The 16,604-nt window shown below is 66.4% G+C and carries 16 protein-coding genes and 2 pseudogenes; 6 read left to right on the plus strand and 12 right to left on the minus strand.

Features of this window, described 5'->3' with window-relative positions:
• On the plus strand, window positions 1–792 hold a 792-nt coding region (locus tag ACYVF6_RS46020; protein WP_460533556.1), incomplete at its 5' end, for a hypothetical protein.
• A 214-nt stretch (window positions 793–1,006) separates the two neighbouring features.
• On the opposite strand, the gene ACYVF6_RS46025 is transcribed toward ACYVF6_RS46020, so the two are convergent.
• Complete coding sequence (locus ACYVF6_RS46025) at window positions 1,007–1,699, minus strand: MFS transporter (protein ID WP_460533559.1); 693 nt, start codon at window positions 1,697–1,699, stop codon at window positions 1,007–1,009.
• Window positions 1,700–1,710: 11 nt separating this feature from the next.
• Between ACYVF6_RS46025 and ACYVF6_RS46030 the strand changes: the two genes are divergently transcribed.
• The 3 genes from ACYVF6_RS46030 (at window position 1,711) to ACYVF6_RS46040 (ending at window position 4,693) form a co-directional block, all read left to right on the plus strand.
• Window positions 1,711–2,139 carry a LysR family transcriptional regulator gene (locus ACYVF6_RS46030; protein WP_460533561.1) on the plus strand — a complete coding sequence of 143 codons (429 nt, stop codon included), beginning with the start codon at window positions 1,711–1,713 and terminating at the stop codon, window positions 2,137–2,139.
• A 287-nt stretch (window positions 2,140–2,426) separates the two neighbouring features.
• Window positions 2,427–2,645: a hypothetical protein gene (locus ACYVF6_RS46035; RefSeq protein ID WP_460533564.1), complete on the plus strand. Its 219-nt coding sequence runs from the start codon at window positions 2,427–2,429 to the stop codon at window positions 2,643–2,645.
• Window positions 2,646–2,875: 230 nt separating this feature from the next.
• Entirely contained in the window at window positions 2,876–4,693 is a 1,818-nt protein-coding gene (locus ACYVF6_RS46040) for a sialidase family protein (RefSeq protein WP_460533567.1), read from the plus strand.
• Window positions 4,694–4,877: 184 nt separating this feature from the next.
• On the opposite strand, the pseudogene ACYVF6_RS46045 reads toward ACYVF6_RS46040, so the two are convergent.
• The 7 genes and pseudogenes from ACYVF6_RS46045 to ACYVF6_RS46075 all read right to left on the minus strand — a co-directional run bounded on the left by ACYVF6_RS46045 (window position 4,878) and on the right by ACYVF6_RS46075 (window position 13,765).
• Window positions 4,878–6,158: pseudogene (locus tag ACYVF6_RS46045) on the minus strand (IS256 family transposase).
• A 195-nt stretch (window positions 6,159–6,353) separates the two neighbouring features.
• Window positions 6,354–7,367 (minus strand): ABC transporter ATP-binding protein, encoded by a 1,014-nt coding sequence (locus tag ACYVF6_RS46050; protein WP_460533570.1) that lies wholly within the window; start codon window positions 7,365–7,367, stop codon window positions 6,354–6,356.
• On the minus strand, window positions 7,364–8,395 hold the full coding sequence (locus tag ACYVF6_RS46055) for an ABC transporter ATP-binding protein (RefSeq protein WP_460533572.1): 1,032 nt from the start codon (window positions 8,393–8,395) through the stop codon (window positions 7,364–7,366). The genes ACYVF6_RS46050 and ACYVF6_RS46055 overlap by 4 nt, the downstream gene beginning before the upstream one ends.
• On the minus strand, window positions 8,385–9,530 hold the full coding sequence (locus ACYVF6_RS46060; RefSeq protein WP_460533575.1) for an ABC transporter permease: 1,146 nt from the start codon (window positions 9,528–9,530) through the stop codon (window positions 8,385–8,387). Before ACYVF6_RS46060 ends, ACYVF6_RS46055 begins: the two co-directional genes overlap by 11 nt.
• Entirely contained in the window at window positions 9,527–10,522 is a 996-nt protein-coding gene (locus ACYVF6_RS46065) for an ABC transporter permease (RefSeq protein ID WP_460533578.1), read from the minus strand. The genes ACYVF6_RS46060 and ACYVF6_RS46065 overlap by 4 nt, the downstream gene beginning before the upstream one ends.
• A gap of 3 nt (window positions 10,523–10,525) precedes the next feature.
• Window positions 10,526–12,484, minus strand: coding sequence for an ABC transporter substrate-binding protein (locus ACYVF6_RS46070; protein ID WP_460533581.1), 1,959 nt, complete (start codon window positions 12,482–12,484; stop codon window positions 10,526–10,528).
• 36 nt (window positions 12,485–12,520) lie between these two features.
• A complete protein-coding gene (locus ACYVF6_RS46075; protein WP_460533584.1) occupies window positions 12,521–13,765 on the minus strand; it encodes a DegT/DnrJ/EryC1/StrS family aminotransferase in 1,245 nt (414 codons plus the stop codon).
• A gap of 75 nt (window positions 13,766–13,840) precedes the next feature.
• Here ACYVF6_RS46075 and ACYVF6_RS46080 point away from each other — a divergent pair, with 75 nt between their 5' ends.
• Together ACYVF6_RS46080 and ACYVF6_RS46085 are read left to right on the plus strand one after the other, a co-directional pair.
• Window positions 13,841–14,059: a hypothetical protein gene (locus ACYVF6_RS46080; protein ID WP_460533651.1), complete on the plus strand. Its 219-nt coding sequence runs from the start codon at window positions 13,841–13,843 to the stop codon at window positions 14,057–14,059.
• A 71-nt stretch (window positions 14,060–14,130) separates the two neighbouring features.
• Entirely contained in the window at window positions 14,131–14,367 is a 237-nt protein-coding gene (locus tag ACYVF6_RS46085) for a hypothetical protein (protein ID WP_460533654.1), read from the plus strand.
• Between the two features lie 114 nt (window positions 14,368–14,481).
• On the opposite strand, the gene ACYVF6_RS46090 is transcribed toward ACYVF6_RS46085, so the two are convergent.
• From ACYVF6_RS46090 to ACYVF6_RS46105, 4 genes and pseudogenes are all read right to left on the minus strand, one after another.
• Window positions 14,482–14,772, minus strand: a complete 291-nt coding sequence (locus ACYVF6_RS46090) for a hypothetical protein (protein ID WP_460533588.1) — start codon at window positions 14,770–14,772, stop codon at window positions 14,482–14,484.
• A 321-nt stretch (window positions 14,773–15,093) separates the two neighbouring features.
• Window positions 15,094–15,791 (minus strand): annotated as a pseudogene (locus ACYVF6_RS46095) (MFS transporter).
• A 44-nt stretch (window positions 15,792–15,835) separates the two neighbouring features.
• A complete protein-coding gene (locus ACYVF6_RS46100) occupies window positions 15,836–16,084 on the minus strand; it encodes an ATP-binding cassette domain-containing protein (RefSeq protein WP_460533637.1) in 249 nt (82 codons plus the stop codon).
• Complete coding sequence (locus tag ACYVF6_RS46105) at window positions 16,062–16,307, minus strand: hypothetical protein (protein WP_460533591.1); 246 nt, start codon at window positions 16,305–16,307, stop codon at window positions 16,062–16,064. Before ACYVF6_RS46105 ends, ACYVF6_RS46100 begins: the two co-directional genes overlap by 23 nt.
• Window positions 16,308–16,604 lie beyond the last annotated feature (297 nt).

Consider the following 16,604-nt stretch of genomic DNA (forward strand, 5'->3'; position numbering starts at 1 on the left):
GTGCGGCGACGCCGGATCGTCCAGGTGGTGGCGGCCGGCGCGACGGTCGCGGTGCTGAGCGGAGTGGCGTACGCCGCGCCGTGGAACGGTGTGGGCGGTAACCACAACGGCCAGTTCCAGGTCGCCGCGCCGCCGACGACCAAGCAGTCCGCCAAACCGTCGGCGAAGCCTTCGCCCAAGCCGCCGGCCAAACCGAAGCTGGTGGAGATCTCACCGCAGGCCACGTTGCAGCTCCTGCTGGACCAGTTGCCTGCGGACGTGAAGACAGGTGACTACAGCGGTGGACGCTACTTCGAGGGGAACGAGGACGAAACCCTCGGCACGTGGGCCGCGCTGACCTACACCGACAGCACGGGTGCCAAGACGCTCATGAGAGCAGCGCTGAACTGGCGGCCGGACGTGGCCCAGGACGGCGCCACCATGCCCTGTCCGGAGCCGTTCGGCGCGGGCGAGTGGTACATCTGCGAACGCGAGGAGCTCCCGGGCACGGGAGTGCTTCGCCTCGACCAGGACCACGAGTACCCCGCCAGCGCGAACACCGAGGACGACAAGGCCGGCCCGAACGGTCGTGGTGCGAAGGTCCGGTGGGCTGTCCTGCTGCGCGAGGACGGGCTGCAGATCACGCTTTGGGAGAACAACTCCAGCGCCGAGAAGGACGCACCCGAGACCCGGCCGACACCACCGTTGACGCTGGCCCGGATGAGGGCGATCGCACTCAGCCCGACCTGGCAGAAGCAACTGGACGCCGATTACGTCGAGCGGGCGGAGAAGCTGTTCAAGGTCGATGAGTAGGCGAGTAGCCAGCCACAAAGAGATGGATCACGTTCACCGGTCCGGTCCTGGACCGGTGAACGTGATCCACCAGAGATCGATAACGGCATCGCGGTCTACTTCGCCGCCGCGCAAGACACTCGGATGGGAGACATCCGCCGAAGCACTCGACGAGCACCTTCGATCGACCCAACGCACTGCACCCGACTCGTTGTGGTTGATCGCCGGGTCGGGGTTAGGTGTCCTTGCCTGCGATGTTGCCGACTGGTGTCGCCGCAGGAGCGTGGCGGAGCCAATGAGAGTGGCCGCGACGACGGTTGCTCCGAGCTCCATTGACAGTGCGGGCCGGATGGGAAGATAGCGGCATGAGCGAGGATCGAGCCGAATAGGCGCCCCCGAGTGCTCCGCCGACTTGTCGTGCGGCGTTGAGGATGCCGGAGGCGAGGCCGGCGCTGGCTGAGTTGACGGACTCCAGGAGCGCGGCTGTCATCGCTGGGACGGCCACACCGCTACCGATGCCGACCGGAACGAGCAAAGCGAGCAGGGCCGCGGGCGGGGTCGACTGGTCGACGAAGAGGAGGCCAAAGAGACCGATGGTCAGGACAGTCTGACCGAGGAGGATCGGCGGTTTCAGCCCGAGTCGTACGGTCAGCCTGCCCGCCAGCATGTTGGCTACGGTGATCGATGCGGTCATGGGGAGGAACATGAGTCCCGCGAGGAGGCGCCGAGGGTAATCAGGGCGAAGCCCATGCACGACGTAGCCACCGTCAGTCGTCCACCAGCTGGACCGACGTGCGTACGCGGACATCGGTATGAGCGCGTCTGCTGCCTTCCCATGATTCTGGATCCTGCAACGCACCACTTCGTAGAGCAACGACGACTTCGACATCGACCAATTCCACGACGGAATCGGTCCGTGGTCGCACATACTGGGTATAGGTGTGGATCCCTGCTGCAGAGAAAGGAGCCTGTCGTCGTGGAGCTCGATCAGATCCGACTCGTCCTCGTCCTCGCGGGGAGTTGCATTTCGGCCGGACGGCGGAGCGGCTCCACATCTCTCAGGCTCGGGTCAGCAAGCAGGTCGCAGCCCTCGAGCGCGAGCTTGGTGGAGCGCTGTTCGATCGGTCGAGCCGCCTTGTCCGGCTCACCCCGCTGGGTCAACGGTTCGTCGACGTCGTTGGAGCGGCGTACCAGAGTCTGCTCGACTCAGTCGAACTGGTCCGCGATGTCTATCAGCCTGAACTGCTGGTTGGATTCCTCCCTACGACCGGACGTGCCGCTCTGATCGGCGTGGTTCGCGAATTCGAACGCCGGCATCCTGACACCGTCGTCCGGCTGATCCAGATCCCTTACGACGATCCCTTTTAGTGCGCTCCGCGACGCCGAAATCGACATCCTGAGCCTCTGGCGTAGCCATCCAGTTCCCGGCATCACTGTCGGCCCGCGCATCGACCAGCAGAAACGTGTCGCGGTGCTGTCCACCGAGCACCCGCTCGCCAAGAGAACCAGCGTCTCGGTGCTCGACGCGGACAATTGGGCCCAAGCCGTCAACGTCACACCACTCCAGATTCGTGCGACCCTTCCTTCCCTCGACAACATCCGACGGCACTCCCATCCCGCGCTCACCACTCACCTTCACCAACGTCCAAGAGCTCGTGGCGCTCGTCGCGCGGAACCTAATCGCGCATGCCTCGGTAACCTACTTCGCAGAGATCGCGCACCGCGACGACATCGTTCTCGTTCCCATTCACGACCTGCCGGCGATCGACCTGGTGCTGTTGTGGTCAACCGCCCACGAGAACCAGATCATCCGAACCTTCGCGCGGTTCGTCGGTGAAGTCTCCGACTCTCACTCATCCGCAGCGCCCGGCTGAACAGCGAATCGGTCCACGCCGACGCCAGAGTCGCGCCAGCGGTGATCGGGCGCTGGAACTTGCCCTATGCTACTGACAGTGATATTACGATCTCGTATTAACGTGGTTCTGTCAACGGGTAAAGCGAGTTCTCGATCCGCGCCAGTGTGGCGCCAGCAGCCGGGTGCAGACTTCTGCCAACAAGCGGGTGTCGAATGATCTCTCCTACTTCTCGAAGAGCTGGAGGTTCGATGAAGTCCTATCTTGCTCGCCGGACGGCTGTCCTGGTCACGCTGGTCCTGGTGGTGACGTTGGGGTGGTCCCCAGGGATGGCGTCGGCCAACACCGTGGGCACTGCCCTGTACTCGGTCGGGCCCAACGAAGGCGTCACCTACGCGCGGGTGATCCGGCTGGCTCATTCGGGGGCGGCGAACGGTCGTCTGCTGGCGACGTTCGAGTTCGGTGTCAACGACGGCGAGGCCAGGGTGCCGGTCCGGCAGAGTCTGGACGACGGGGCTTCCTGGTCGTCACTGGCCAACGTCGCTGACGGGCAGACCGGCGCCGCGCATCCCTCGTCCAGCATCTATCAGCCGTTCCTGTACGAGTTGCCGCAGCAGGTGGGCGCCTATCCCGCCGGCACCTTGCTGTTGACGGCGAACGTGATCGGCACGGACAACTCCACGAACTTCCAGCTGTGGCGCAGCACTGACCACGGTGCGACGTGGACGTATGTGAGCATGTACCAGTACGCGCGCAACGCCGACGTCGGCGGTGACGACCCTGGAATCTGGGAACCGTTCCTCACCCTGAACGGCGCCGGCAAGCTGGTCGCGTTCTTCGCCGACGAACGGCAGCGAGCCACGCACTCGCAGTTCGTCGGCCACATCGTGTCCAACGACGGAGGCGACACCTGGAGCGCGAACCCCGACGGCAGCACCAACTACGCGCCCGGGTTGGTGAAGGATGTCGCGTCGCCGCCGCAGGTGGAGCGGCCGGGCATGCCGACGGTCACCCGGCTGCCGAACGGCACGTTCGTGCTCGCCTACGAGATCTGCTCGACCAGCCGGGGCGCCTGCGAGGCCTACCTGAAGAAGTCCATCGACGGCGGCAATGTCTGGGGGAGCGGACCGGCGGACCGGGGCACGTTCGTGCAGACCACGGACGGCCGCTACCTCGGCTCCAGCCCGTACGTCACCTGGAGTCCTGGCGGTGGGCCGAACGGGCAGTTGCTGATGGCGGGCATGCACGTGCGCTACACCGCCGGCGACGGGTTCGCGTATGAGAATCACGAGGCGGTGTTCGTCAACACCAACAACGGTGACGGCGCCTGGTCGTGGTTCCCCGCGCCGCTGCAGATCCAGGACGGTGGGCCGGGCAGCCTGTCCAACTACAGCCCGAGCCTGCTGCCCTCGGTCGATGGCCGCGAGGTGCGCTACACCGCTCCGTCGAACCTCGCGGGTCAGCCGAGGTCGGAACGGACCGAGAGCGCGAACGCCGGCGTGCTGCCCTACACGGCGCCCTGGACCGGCGGTGCGTCGGGTGGTTCGCAGAAGGGTTGGAAGCACTACGGCGGGACCTGGGGTCTCAGCGGCGGCGTCATGTCGGAGAGCGCCGGTGGTACCGGCGGCAGCAAGTCGCTGGCCGGCTCGACCGGATGGACCAACTACGTGCTCGAGGGCGACGTGCGCCGCAACTCGGCCGGAGCCAACGGCAACGCGGGCTTGGTGTTCCGGGTCAGCGATCCCGACATCGGTACGGACGCGTTGAACGGCTACTACGTCGGCGTCGGCGCCACCGGCCTGATCCTCGGCCGGCAGGCCTACAACTGGACCCAGCTGACTCCCGCCGCCGCGATCCCCGGCGGCTCACCGATCGGCACCTGGATCCACCTTCGCGCACACGTGAGCGGCTGCACCATCGACATCTCCGCCAAACACGCCGACGACCCCAACGCCTCCTCCACCACAGCCACCTACACCGATCCCGACTGCTTCGCCGTCGGCGCCGTCGGCGCCCGCACCTTCGACGGCACCGCCTCCTGGCGCAACCTGACCGTCACCTCGCTCTGACGGTCGACGGCGTAACCTCAGCTCCCGCACCCCGGCCCGAACCAGGGCGGGGTGCGGGACCTCCCGCACCGACCGGGATCCACGCTCTGCTCGACATCCGGCAACACGGCTGCCAGGTGACGAAGTCGATGCGGGCGAGAGACCGACGGGGCGTGTAAGCCATTTTGTGTAAGGCCTTGTGGTGTTATCGGATGATGATGCGGTCTCCAAAGTAGAGGGTGAGCGCGTTCAGTGCACTCTTCCACCCTGGTGCGACCTGGTTGCGGTCGCCTGCTCTGGGTTCGATCAGGTGCCGGATGGCCAGCCAGAGCACCTTGATCGCGGCCTGCTCGGTCGGGAAGTGCCCGCGGTTGCGGGTGACCTTGCGCAGCCGGGCGTTGATCGACTCGATCAGGTTGGTGGAGTAGACCACCTTGCGCAGCTCGGGCGGGAACGTCAGGAATGGTGTGAACTCCGGCCAGGCCGCGCGCCAAGTGCGCCCGATCGCGGGGTAGCGCTGGCCGAGCGGGGACTGCTCGAACTCGGCCAGGGCCTGCTCGGCAGCGGCCTCGGTGGGGGCGGTGTAGATCGCCTTGAGCGCGGGCACCAGTTGCGGGTAGTCCTTTCCTTGTTTGGCGTGGACGCGAACCGCAGGCTGGCGCGCATCAGGTGCACACAACAGGTCTGCACTGTGGTTTGTGGCCAGGTGGCGGTGATCGCGTCCGGCAGGCCCGTCAGGCTCGTCCCGTGATCGACACGGCAGGCGATCAGGACATCGGTCACGCCGCGGTTCCTGAGCTCGGCCAGGATGCTCATCCAGAACTTGGCGCCCTCGCCCTGGCTGGGTCCGATCCACAGCCCGAGCACGTGCTTGCAGCCGTCCAGGTCGACACCCACGGCCAGGTAGACCGGCCGGTTGGCGACGTTGCCGTTGCGGATCTTCACCCACAGGGCTGTTGATGTTCCGGGGAATGTAGAGGATCGGCCAGACCGGGTCCAGCGGCCGGTTCTGCCACGCGGTGATCTCCTCAGCGACGGCGTCGGTGACCTTGCTGATCAGGTCGCCGCTGACCTCGACACCGTAGAGCTGGGCCAGGTGTGCGCGGATGTCGCGCACCGACATGCCGCGGGCGTACAGGCTGAGCACCTGCTCGTTGAACCCGGCCAGCCGGCGGGCATGCTTGGGCACGATCCGCGGTTCGAAGCTGCCGTTGCGGTCCCGAGGCACCGTGACCGGCACCGCACCGATGTCGGTGAGCACGGTCATGTCGGTGAGCACGGTCTTGTCGGTGGAGCCGTTGCGGTTGTTGCCCGAACCGCGGCCTGTCGGGTCGCCCTTCTCATAGCCCAGGTGCTCGGCCAGTTCGGCGTCCAACGCCCGGTTCAGCACCCGCTGCGTCAACTGTGTGAGCAGCCCGTCCGGGCCCAGCAGCTGTGCCTGGTCGGCATCTGCCCGATCCAGCAACTGCTCGGCCAGCCGCTCCACATCTCCCTGCGGCTGGCCGGCACTGTCGCCTGTGCTGGTGTTGTCAACCTCTTCTGTCACTTGCGGTCCCTTTCCCGGGTGGCAGGGCCTTCGGCCCCGCCACCCTGCCAGACCACAAGATCACTTACACAAGAGACCGGACACGCCCGACCGACGCCAGCCGGAGACCGTGCGATCAGCGACGGCGTCGGTCCATCACACGCCGGTGAGGTGCAGGGAGGCCGCGTAGTGGCAACGCGCGACGTGATCCGTGTTCTGGTCGACCGCCGCGAGCATCGGCAGGTCGGTGTCGCATCGGTCTTGGGCGTAGGGGCAGCGCGGGTGAAACGCACATCCGGGGGGCGGGTTGGCTGGATCTGGCGGTTCTCCGTGGATCGGGACGCGTTTGGCCGACCGGCGTAGTCGCGGATCTGGTCGTGGCAGTGCCCGTAGGAGGCTTTCGGTGTAGGGATGCCGGGGAGCGGCGTAGAGCTCGTCGGTCGTGGCCTGTTCGACAATTCTGCCGACGTACATCACGGCGACGCGGTCGCACAGGTGCTGGATCACCGAGAGGTCATGGGAGATGAACAAGTAGGTGAGGTCGAACTGTTCCTGCAGATCCTCTAGTAGGTTGAGGATCTGGCCGCGCACGGAGACGTCCAGGGCCGAGACCGCCTCGTCGGCGATCACGAGCCGTGGCCTGGTGATCAGGGCCCGCGCGATCCCTACCCGCTGCCGTTGTCCGCCGGAGAACGCGTGCGGGTAGCGGCGCATGTATTCCGGCCGCAGGCCTACCAGGCGAAGCATCTCGGCGACCCGGTCGTCGATCTCGTCCGTCCTCGCCTGCTTGGCCGCCACCAGGGGTTCGGCCACGATCTGCCGGATGGTCAGCCTGGGGTTGAGTGAGTTGTTCGGATCCTGGAACACGGTGCGGACCTGGGTCCGATACGGCTTCAGCTCGCGCCTGTTGAGCCGGACCAGATCGGTGACGGTGCCGTCGGAGTGGGTGTAGTTGATCGTGCCCTGATCGGGCCGGTAGCCCCGGAGTACGCACCGCCCGAGGGTGGTCTTCCCGCAGCCCGATTCCCCGACCAGGCCGAGGGTTTCGCCGCGGTTGATGGTGAGGTTCACACCCTGCAACGCATGCAGCGTGCCGCGACGACCCCGGAGCAGGCCGCCACCGTGCCGGAAGGTCATCGTCAGGCCGCGAATGTCGAGTAGCACAGTCACTGCTTTCCTTTCGGCGCCGTGATCGACTCGGGCGACTCGTAGTGAAGGCAACGCACCGATCGGCCAGGCGCGTTGGTCATGAGCGGGAACTCCGAGTCGCACCGGTCGTCGATGATCCGGTCGCATCGGGTGTGGTACGGGCAACCTTTCGGTCGCGCGTACGGGTGCGGCACGGAACCGGGGATCGTCGCCAATCGTTGCTTGGATCGTGGCCCGACCACTGGTATCGATCGCAGCAGTCCTGCCGTGTAAGGGTGGCGGGGCGCGTAGAACAGGTCGTCCACGTCGCACTGCTCGACCGCCAGGCCGAGATACATCACCGCCACCCGGTCGGCGATTTCGGCCACCACGCCGAGGTCGTGGGTGATGAACATGACCGCCATCTCATGCCGTTCCCGCAGCTCCGCGAACAGGTCGAGGATCTGCGCCTGGATCGTCACGTCGAGCGCGGTGGTCGGCTCGTCGGCGATCAGCAGCCGGGGCCGGCAGGCCAGCGCCATCGCGATCATGGCCCGCTGCCGCATGCCGCCGGACAGCTGAAAGGTGTAGGAGTCGACCCGCTGCTCCGGACGTGGGATGCCGACCTCACGAAGCGCCTCGATCGCCCGGGACCGGGCGTCGGCCCTGGACACCTTCTCGTGCTCGAGGATGTTCTCCATGATCTGCGAGCCGATCGTGTGCACCGGTGACAGCGATGACATGGGCTCCTGGAAGACCATGGCGATCTCACGCCCGCGGAGCCGGCGAATCTCCCGGCCCTTGGGGTTGAGCCCGGCGATGTCGACCACCGTGCCGTCGGCCAGGCGATAGTTGATCTGCCCGGCGACGATCCTGCCTGGCGGCTCGACCAACTGGAGGATCGAACGGGCCATGATCGATTTTCCGCAGCCGGACTCGCCGACGACCGCCAGTGTCTCGCCTGGCCGGACATCGAGGTCGACACCGTCGACAGCCCGCACCAACCCTTCCTGGAGCTGGAAGTGCGTTGCCAGTCCCCGGACTTCCAGAAGGTTCGGCTCAGCTGTCATAGGGGTCTGCCGCATCACGTAGCCCGTCGCCGACGAAGTTCAACGCCATGACGGCGATCACGACCGCCAGTCCTGGGAACAGCAGCCATGGTGCCGAGGCCAGCACCCGGATGTTCTGGGCCTCCTGCAGGAGTACGCCCCAGCTCACCACGGGCGCCCGCAGTCCGAGGCCGAGGAAGCTGAGCGCGGTCTCGGCCAGGATCATTCCTGGGATGGACAGGGTGAGCGAGGCGATGATGTAGCTGGTCATGCCGGGCAGCAGGTGCCGGAGGATGGTTCGCATCCGGCTCACCCCGTCGAACTCCGCGGCCAGCACGTAGTCCTCGGTACGCAGCTCGAGGAACTTGCCGCGTACGACCCGGGCCAGGCCGGTCCAGCCGATCAGGGACAGGATCAGCGAGATCGCGAAGTACGTCTGCAGTGGTCCCCAGGTCGCCGGCACGGCCGCAGCCAGGCCCAGCCACAGCGGCAGCGTCGGTATCGACATGATGAACTCGATCCCGCGCTGGATGACCGAGTCCGTGGCGCCGCCGAGGTAGCCGGACAGGCCGCCCAGCAGCACGCCGAGCACCAAGCCGACCAGGATCCCGAACAGGCCGATCGACAGGGAGATTCTTGATCCGTAGACGATCCGTGACGCCACGTCCCTGCCCTGCTCGTCGGCGCCGAGCAGGTAGAACGGCTGACCTGGATCGGCGGGTCCGAAGAAGTGCCGGTCGGCTGGGATCAGGCCGAACAGGCGGTACGGCTCGCCGGGGGCGAAGAATCGCAGGCCCAGCTTGACGTTCTCGTCCGGAGTGAAGGTGCGCTGCAGGGTGAGCGGATCCACCTTCGAGCGGTAGCCGTGGACGTACAGGCGCGGCCCGTTGTCCCAGGCCACGTGGATCAGCTGGGGCGGCGCGTAGGACAGCGAGGCCCGGATCGTGTCCTGGCCGGCCGGTGCCCAGAATTCGCAGGTCGCGGAGCTCAGGTAGGCGAGGATCACGATCGCCAGGCTGGCCACGGCCAGTCGGTGCCGGCGAAACCGCCACCAGACCAGTTTCCACTGGGGTGCGAGGTAGATCTTCGCCTCGTCCCGCTCGGGCGGTTCGGCGCACGGCGCCGGCGTGGTCGAGCTCGTCGGGGCAGGGTTCATGTTGCGATGCCCTCCCGGATCCGTGGATCGATCGCCGCCAGCGCCAGGTCGGACAACAGGGTGCCCACCACGGTGAGCGCCGACAGGATGAAGATGATCGACCCGGCCAGATACATGTCCTGCGAGGTCAGGGCCTGCAGCAGCAGCGGCCCGGTGGTCTGCAGGCCGAGCACCTTGGCGATGATCACCTCACCGCCGATGAGGCCGGGCAGCACCCAGCCCACCGTCGAGATGAACGGGTTGAGCGCGATCCGGACCGGGTATCGCGCGATCAGCCGCCGCTCGGACAACCCCTTGCTCCGGGCCGTGACTACGTATGGCTTGCGCAGTTCGTCCAACAGGTTCGCCCGCAGGATTCGGATCGTGCCGCCCAGGCCGGACAGGCCCAGCACAAGTACCGGTAGCCACAGGTGTCCGATCAGGTCGAGCAGCTTGCCGAGGTTCCAGTCGGCGTCGACGAACTCGGGGGAGTAGAGCCCGCCGACCGACTGCCCGAAGTAGCGGAACTGGATGAACGCCACCGCGAGCGCCACCACGAATCCGGGAACCGCGATGCCGAGAAACGCCAGCGTGGTCAGCAGATAGTCGCCCACGGAGTACTTGCGGACCGCCGAATAGACCCCGGCCGGCAGCGCGACCACCCAGCTGAGCAGGAACGTGATCACGCCGAGGAACACGGTCAGCGGCAGTCGTTCCGCGAGCAGTGTGGAGACGGCCCGCTGGTGCTGGAAGGACTGCCCGAAGTCGCCGTGCAGCACGATGTTGCTGATCCAGGTCCAGTATCGCACCAGCGCTGGCTGGTCCAGTGCGTACCGCTGCCGCAGCATGGTCAGGTACGCCGGGTCGACCGTCTGCCCGTTGCGCTGCAGGTTGGCCACGACCGTGCTCAGGTAGTCACCTGGCGGCAGCTGGATGATGAGGAACGCGACGAGCGAGATCAGGAACAGGGTGAGCAGCATCGACCCGAGTCGGCGCAGCAGGAACCGGCCCATCGGTCAGTGCTTTTCGGGGTTCCGGAAGAACAGCTGAGAAGCAGTCGTGATGTCGCCGTCGCGGTGCGAGGTGACCGCCATCCGCGGCACGTTGATCAACGACTTGTTGACCACGACCGGATCGAACGGTGGCCGGACCGTGCCGATGATCCACACGTTCTTGTCGTGCAGCCGCAGGATCTGGCGGCCGAGCTCGATCCGCTTCTTGTCGTCGACAGTCGCGACCAACTCGTCGTACAGCAGCTGCAGCTGCCGGATCTCGCCGGTCGGCTCCTCGGCGTACTTGTCCTTCGGGTTGGCGTACCAGTTGCCGAACTTCGGCGCCCAGTAGGTCAGGCCGAGCGTCGGCACGTACCACAGCGGGTCGATGTCCCAGTGGTAGCCGACACCCACGTAGCCCATGATGTCGAAGTCGCCGTGCCCGACCGAGTCGTACCACAGCTCCTGCGAGATCACCTTGATCTCCGTCGCGATGCCGACCGCGCGCCAGTAACGCCGCACGAACTCGTACACGTCGATGTGATCGACGCCGCCGGTGAACTCGAACGTGACCAGGTTGAGCTTCAGCTTCTTGCCGTCGGGCCGAAGCCGCATCCCCTCAGCGTCTCGTGCGGTGAGACCAGTCTTGTCCAGCAGGGAGTTGGCCTGCTTGACGTCGTACTCGACGAACCGCCTGCCCATCCCCTTCTCGAAGTACTCGTCCTCCTTCTGCCCGCAGGGATGGTCAGTCGTGCCCTGCCCGGCTAGCAGAGCCTCGTTGATCTCGTCCCGGTTGATGGCATGCGACAGGGCAGCGCGAACGTCGATGTTGGCGAAGAGTCCTCGCACCACCGGATCGGGATGACTCTGGTTCAGGTTCATCACTACGAACCAGCCGTCGGACTGCCACCGCCGTACCTCGAAGCCTTTCTCCTCGGCCTTCTCGGCCAGGATCGGGGCGGCGGTGATGCCCGCGCTCATCTGCAGGTCGTACTGGCCGTTCGCGGCTTGCAGCACCACGTTCTCCGGCTCGCTGAAGGTCCAGCTGAGCCTGTCGATGTAGGGCAGTTGCCGGCCGTCCGGGTCGGTCTTCCAGAAGTACGGGTTCCGGTCTGCGGTGGCGTTGGCCGCCTTGGTGTCCGTCGGTTTGGTGAGCTTCCAGGCGCCCATGACCGGACGTTCGGGGTTCTTCCAGTGGTCGTCCTTGGCGACGAACAGGTCGTTCCAGTCCGGGCGACCATCCTTCTTCGCCAGCTTCTTGAGCTTCGACATCTCCACGAAGTCGGGATGGAACTGTTTGAGGTAGTGGGCCGGCTTGATCAGTCCGATCGCGATCGACGGGAAGCACATGTACTTCAGCAGCAGCGAGTTCGGCTTGTCGAAGGTGATCTTGAGGGTGACCGCGTCCACCTTTTCGAACTTCGCCTGCTTTCCCTCGGTGGCCAGCCAGCTCCACGGCGCGGGGGTCAGGACCTTGTTGCCGAAGACGTGGTCGTAGAGAAACATGAGGTCGTCGGTGGTGAACGGCTCACCGTCGGACCACTTCAGGCCTTCCCGAAAGTGGAAGACGTAGGTGCGGCCGTCGTCCTCGAGCTCCCACTTCTCGGCCAGGCCGGGCTGCGGGGCCGTGCAGTCGATGTTCCACTCGACGATGCCGGACCGGGCCGGATCGGCGATCGCGCTGTGGTGCTCGTCGGCGCCGCCGAGCCGGAGGGTCCCGCCGTACGCCCCGCTCTCCTGCACCGGCCGCACGACCATCGGCTTCTTCGGCAGCCGGTCGGCCAATAGGGGCAGCTTGCCCGCCTTGACCCGCTCCGCGAGCGCCGGCGCCTCCTTGGCGCCAGACTTGCCCCCGGCGGTCGACTGCGAAGCCTGGTGGGCCGGGTCGGTGGAGAAGAGCGAGCAGCCGGACAGGAGCGGCGCCGCTACCAGTGCTCCTCCGCCGATTCTGAGCAGGTTCCGGCGGGATGTTCTGAACGTCATGATGGTGACTCCTTGAACCTGTGGATCGCCCAGAACTCAGGCGGGGACAAGCAGATCGGCGACCGAATCGATGATCTTGGCGATGGCATCCACGACGTCTGCGATGTCCCCGTCATCGCCGAGCAGGACGAATTGTGGAATCCAGACCGCCTCCCGGCACAGCCGCGTGGTCTGTGGCAGATCCAGCCGGCCGTATGCGGTGCGCGGATTGCCGGAGGTCCAGCCGGTCGCGGCGACGTCGAAGGCCCGATCGGCGAACACACCTTGCCGATCCAGCGGCGTACCGTAGCCCGCGCTGCACGGAACTCCTTCGGCGTTCAACGCCTCGACGAACCGCGCCCGCGGCAGCCCGCCGAACGCCTCCGTGTCATAGCGGAACTGGTACAGGTGATATCCGTGCGTGGTGCACCGGCCGTCGCGTTCCAACGGCCGCAGCCCGTCGATCCTCGACAGCGCCGCGGTCAACTGCTCAGCGCTGCGTTCCCGGCGCGCGATGTCGTCGGGTAGCCCGCCGAGTTGGTCGGCCAGCAACGCCGCCTGGAACTCGGTCATCCGGTAGTTCCCGCCGAATCGGCCGTGCTCGTACCACGCGCCCGCCTTGGAGCGGCCGCAGTGATGCAGGCTCCAGGCCGCATCGGCCAGCGCCTGGTCGTTGGTTGTCAGGATCCCGCCCTCGCCCGACGTCATGTTCTTCGACGTCTGGAACGACCAGCTCCCGAACGCGCCGTAGGAGCCGACGCCACGCCCTTTCCACTTCGCGCCATGCGCGTGCGCCGCATCTTCGATCACCGCCAGTCCGTGCGCCTCGCCCAGCGCACAGATCCGATCAAGGTCCGCCGGATGCCCGGCCAGGTGCACCGGGATGATCGCCTTGGTCCGAGGGGAGATCAACGCCTCCACCGCGACCGGGTCGATGCACCCGGTCGAGCCCTCGATGTCGGCGAACACCGGCAACGCGTTCACCGACAAGACCGCGGTCGCCGTCGCCAGGAACGTGTAGCCGGGAACGATCACCTCGTCGCCATGACCAACTCCGAGTGCCCGGAGGGCGATCTCCAGCGACACCGTCCCGTTGCAGACCGCGATCCCGTGCCGGGCGTCATGGTAGGCGGCGAACTCACGCTCGAACCGCGACTTGTACCGACCCTGGACGTCTCCCCAGACACCGTCGGAGACGACGGCAGCCAGCGTGGCCGCGGCCGAGTCGGACACCGGCGGCCACTTCGGGAACGGTTTCGTCCGAACCGGTGAGCCATCGAGCAGCGCGAGGCGAGATATCACGAATCAATAGATTACGAGATAATAATATCTGTGTCCAGACCAGAGGCGCCCAACCTGACGTCATAGGACCCCTGCATGAGCGAGAAGGACTCGATCGACCGCCACATCGCGTTGTGGAGGCGCGAGGTGCCCGGACTCGATCCGGTCGTCGAAGGCGTCGTCGTGCGCATGCAGATTCTGGTCGGGGCGCATGCACCGGCTGCGGGCCGACACGGTCTGAAGGGCTTCGAGTACGACATCATCTGGAACCTGCGCGCCCTCGCTGCGCGCCGTACCGGGGCAAACCGACGCTGATCGCCGAACGGGCCGGCATCCATCCCGCGACGCTGACCGGCCGGCTTGACCGTCTCGAGCAGGCTGGATACGTGACGCGGCTGCACGATCCCTCCGATCGCCGCCGGCTGCTGATCGAGCTGACCGACAAGGCCCACGCCGTCCTGGACGAGTCGATAGGAGTCAACATCGACGCGGAGAAAGCCCTACTCTCGGCCCTCAACCGATCCGAGCGCTCACAGCTATCGACGCTCCTGCGCAAACTCGTGCTCGCCGTCGAAGCCGAAGGATCCCAGCTACTGGCCACCGAAGACGCCCCGCCCGGTTGACCTCCATCGAGGTTCGATGGGGAGCCGGCTGCGGCTTCCACCCAGGTCATCGGGACACGCCGTCGACACGAGGCTCGGGCCGGTATCCCTCAGCCTGCATGCGGAACAGGCGAGCTACTCACCGTCGGCAAGGAACGGTGTCTCGTGGGTCCCTCGTTCGGTGACCTGCCCGCCGGACAGTACGACAATCTGGTCGGCGTCGCGGATGGCGCCAAGCCGGTGTGACACGAGCACGCTGGTGGCACCTGCTCGATGCCGCCGCAGGCCTTGGTGGATGTCGTACGCCGCCGTCATAATGGATTGGGTGGGACGGATCGGTGTGAAGAGCTCAATCAGATCGTCGAGGCGGATCAGAATCAGCCCTCCGACGGCACCGCTCACGAGACTGACCACCGCACCTGCCATCGGGTAACGGATCGGCGTCCAAGCCCTCGTCGATCGATGCGATCGCGCTAGTTGGCACTCCGCCCTTCGAGCCTTCCGACAGCCTGAGCCCCGGCGTTGCCGCGTAGGCCGACCCCATAGTGCCAACCGGCCAGCGCATCGGGTTTGGTGAAGTCGACCCGGCCCCGGGTCGTGCCGCTGCTGACCTGGGTACAGCTCCCGCGACGCATGATCGGATGTCGCGAAGGTAGATGCACCGAAACCAGATAGTACGGGATGACCGTAGTGCCGCGCCGAGGCCAACAAGGTCCCCAAGCGAGTGCTCACCCGCCAGAGCTACGGCTAGCACAGCGCCGACCTCATCGGCATGATCATGCTCCGCCGCGCGGTCCAGAGCATGACTACCCCTACAGACCGGGTGCGAGCTGCGCCCGCCGGGGTGTGTGGGGCGCGGCGCAGCAGCACCGTGGCGAGGACCGCGATCGGCACGTTGATGAAGAAGATCGCCCGCCAACTCAGCGTGTCGACCAGGCCGCCACCGGCCAGTGGCCCGAGCACAGTCGCCGCGCCGGCTACGGCCGCCCACTGGCCAAGTGCTCTGCCGCGAGCGCTCGGGTCAGGATGAAGGCGGCTGGCCAACCAGAGCGCGGTCGGCAGCATGAGTGCGGCGCCGACTCCTGGGCGACTCTGGCCGTTATCAGCACAGCGAGTGTCGGCGCGAAGCCGCACGCCAGTGAGGCGGCCGCGAACACCGGGGTGCCGATCCCGAACACCTTTCGCCCACCCAGCCGGTCAGCCAGGGCGCCGGCGGTGAGCAGCAGCGCGGCGAACATCAGGTTGTAGCCGTTCACCACCCACTGCAGCCCGGTCACCGTCCCCCGCAGATCGTGCTGGATCCCGGGCACTGCGACGTTCACGACCGTGGTGTCGAGCACGATCATGAAGACGCCGATCAGTACGCCGATGTATGCCAGCCGGCTTCGGGCCATTGGCGCTTGCCCGACCGGTTTCGGCCTGGCCTCCGAGTAGACCCCGGTCATGCTCTCGACATCCGGCTCGTCCACGTCTCGGCCGCCTGTAGGTCTTAGCTCATGTAGTCCTGGAACAGGGCGCTGACGCGGTCCCGCAGAGCCCGCACGGACAACATCCGTAGGTCGATCCCATCCCAGAGGACCGCACCCCGCTCAGGATCGTAGAACCGGCACAGCAGCTTGACCAGTGTGCTCTTGCCCGCGCCATTGAGTCCGACCAGTGCCGTGGACTGGCCGTACGGAATCACCAGATCGACACCACGCAGCACCCAGTCTTGATCAGGCGCGTACCGGAACCGCACATCGCGCAACTCGACTCCCGTGGCGCAGCGCCGGTACAGGCATCGGATCAGCGGCGGCCGGTAGGTCGGGCTCAGCCTCCAATACCGTTCGGAAGTGGTTGTAGACCAGCAGCGCCTCGAGGACTGTTGCCACCTGCCCGACGAGCCCGCCGATACCGGCCAGCTCGGCAGCTGTCGTCGTGCACGCCTCCAGGTCGCAGTTGTCGAGCAGCCACAGAGCCATCCCGACGAAGGCCGCGGTGTGAACCGGAATCGCCAGGTATTCGTACCCCGACGGCTGAACGTTCTGGGGGTGTCGGCGCCGATCAGCGCGACCTGGCGTTCATGCAGCCACGGCAGGAGGACGCGTGCCAGCCTGCGCGACGCTGTACCTCGTACCGGCGTCCTGGCTCGCGTCAGCCGAATCCGCCAAGTGCTCTTCCGCTGTCGACGGGCGCCGCGTTCTCCGCACCGCAGACGATGTACGACAGCGGCGCTGGTGCGTACTGCTGGGAGAAGAGCCGAGCGACTGTGACCGATG

The organism is Flindersiella endophytica, from assembly GCF_054779015.1.